A 2,559-nucleotide genomic window follows, 5' to 3' on the forward strand; every position below is an offset into this window, starting at 1 on the left:
GTCCCCGCGCCGAAGAAGCCCGAGACCGACGAAACGCCGGTCGCCGACGCGGACCCGACGGCTTCGCTGCGCACCCGGCTGATCGTGTCGGCGCTGCTCACCGTGCCGGTGATCGCGATGGCGATGATCCCGGCGCTGCAGTTCACCAACTGGCAGTGGCTCTCGCTCACGCTGGCCGCACCGGTCGTGATCTGGGGCGCGCTGCCCTTCCACAAAGCCGCGTGGACCAACCTGAAGCACGGCACCGCCACCATGGACACCCTGGTGTCGATGGGTACGCTCGCGGCCTTCGGCTGGTCGCTGTACGCGCTGTTCTGGGGCACGGCGGGCACGCCGGGCATGAAGCACCCGTTCGAGTTCACCATCGCGCGGATGGACGGCACCGGCAGCATCTACCTCGAAGCCGCGGCGGGCGTGACCACGTTCATCCTGGCCGGGCGGTATTTCGAGGCACGGTCGAAGCGACGGGCGGGCGCGGCGCTGAGGGCCCTGCTCGAGCTCGGCGCGAAGGATGTCGCGGTTCTTCGCGGCGGCGTCGAGACGCGAATTCCGGTGGAACAGTTGGCCGTCGGTGACGAGTTCGTCGTGCGGCCGGGCGAGAAGATCGCCACCGACGGTGTGATCACCGAGGGGACGTCGGCGGTCGACGCGTCCATGCTCACCGGTGAGTCGGTGCCGGTGGAGGTCGGCGTCGACGATGGCGTCACCGGCGCCACCGTGAACGTCGGTGGACGACTCGTCGTGCGCGCCACCAGGATCGGCGCCGACACCCAGCTCGCCCAGATGGCACAGCTCGTCGAGGACGCGCAGACCGGCAAGGCACAGGCACAGCGGCTGGCCGACCGGATCTCCGGCATCTTCGTCCCGATCGTCATCGCGCTCGCCGTCGCCACCCTCGGATTCTGGCTCGGCACCGGCGGATCCATCGCCGCCGCCTTCACGGCGGGCGTGGCAGTGCTGATCATCGCCTGCCCCTGCGCCCTCGGCCTGGCCACGCCGACGGCGCTGATGGTCGGCACCGGACGCGGCGCGCAGCTGGGCATCCTGATCAAGGGACCCGAGGTGCTCGAATCCACCCGCAAGGTCGACACCATCGTGCTGGACAAGACCGGCACCGTCACCACCGGCAAGATGACGCTGCTCGACGTGATTCCCGCCGAGGGCGAACTCGGCAGCAAGGTGCTGGAACTCGCTGGTGCGCTGGAGGATTCGTCGGAACACCCGATCGCTCAGGCGATCGCCAAGGGCGCACGCGACGAGTTCGGCACCCTGCTGCCGGTGGAGGGTTTCGCCAATGTCGAAGGCCTCGGTGTGCAGGGCGTGGTCGACGGTCACGCGGTGATCGTCGGCCGGGCGCGACTGCTGGCCGACTGGTCACAACCGCTGCCCGAGACGCTGGAAACCGCGCTGGCGGAAGCGGAATCGGCGGGCAAGACCGCGGTCGCGATCGGCTGGGACGGCAGGGCGCGTGGCGTGCTGGTTGTCGCCGACGCGGTGAAGCCGAGCTCGGCGCAGGCCATCGCGCAGTTCCGCGAGCTCGGGCTGACGCCGATCCTGCTCACCGGTGACAATGCCCGCGCGGCCCGCACCATCGGCGACGAAGTGGGCATCGACGAGGTCATCGCCGAGGCGCTGCCGCAGGACAAGGTCGACACCGTCAAGCGGCTGCAGGCCGAGGGCAAGGTCGTCGCCATGGTCGGTGACGGCGTCAACGACGCGGCCGCCTTGGCCCAGGCCGACCTGGGCTTGTCGATGGGCACCGGCACCGACGTGGCCATCGAGGCCAGCGACCTCACCCTCGTCCGCGGCGACCTCCGCGCCGCCGCCGACGCGATCCGCCTGTCGCGGCGCACCCTGGCCACGATCAAGGGCAACCTGTTCTGGGCCTTCGCCTACAACGTGGCCGCGATTCCCCTGGCCATGGCGGGCCTGCTCAACCCGATGCTGGCCGGCGCCGCGATGGCGTTCAGCTCGGTCTTCGTGGTGAGCAACAGCCTGCGCCTGCGCCGGTTCAAGTCGACCGCGCAGTAGGCCGCCGGCAAGAGGCGAGGTCCGTAGATCTACGGACCTCGCCTCTGTTTCTGTCCGGTGATCGGAGTCAGAACAGGTACTGCTGATCTGCCGAGATGAAGAAGCCGTGACCGCCGGCGTCACAGCGGACGCCCTGTTGGGTGGAGGTGCAGGCGGCGCCGCGGACGATGATGGTGTCGCCGTAGTTCAGTGTTTTTCCGCCGCCCTTGGTGGTGCCGTCCACCGGCTCGCCGACGAAGAAGCCCTGGTTGGTGCACAGGAATTCCGCTGTGCCGCCGTAGATGTGGGCGGCGACCTTGCGGGCCGGGGAGTTGTCGCAGGTGGGGAGTTCGGGCGGGATCACGTGCGTATCGGCCAGCTGGCAGCCGACGCCGAGGGTGCCCTCTTCGACGAAGCCGCACAGGATGTTGCCGGTGGGCGACTGGAAGTAGAAGTTGTTGCGCTGCTGGTAGTCGCGGGCGTCGACGGTGGCGTCGTCGCGGGTGGGCAGGTCGGCCGGACTCGGGCCGGTGCCGGGCGCGGTGGGTG

General features: G+C 69.6%; 2 protein-coding genes. One reads left to right on the forward strand and one right to left on the reverse strand.

The genetic code is table 11. The annotated features are described in order from the left end of the window. A partial coding sequence (locus tag ACFWF3_RS31770; RefSeq protein WP_379317473.1) for a copper-translocating P-type ATPase occupies nucleotides 1–2,031 on the forward strand: 2,031 nt, incomplete at its 5' end. Between the two features lie 67 nt (nucleotides 2,032–2,098). Here ACFWF3_RS31770 and ACFWF3_RS31775 read toward each other — a convergent pair. Beyond that, nucleotides 2,099–2,559: DUF6636 domain-containing protein (locus ACFWF3_RS31775; RefSeq protein ID WP_379317475.1), on the reverse strand; the 461-nt coding region annotated here is incomplete at its 5' end.

It is taken from the genome of Nocardia sp. NPDC060220, from assembly GCF_042727815.1.
Classification (GTDB): Bacteria; Actinomycetota; Actinomycetes; order Mycobacteriales; family Mycobacteriaceae; genus Nocardia.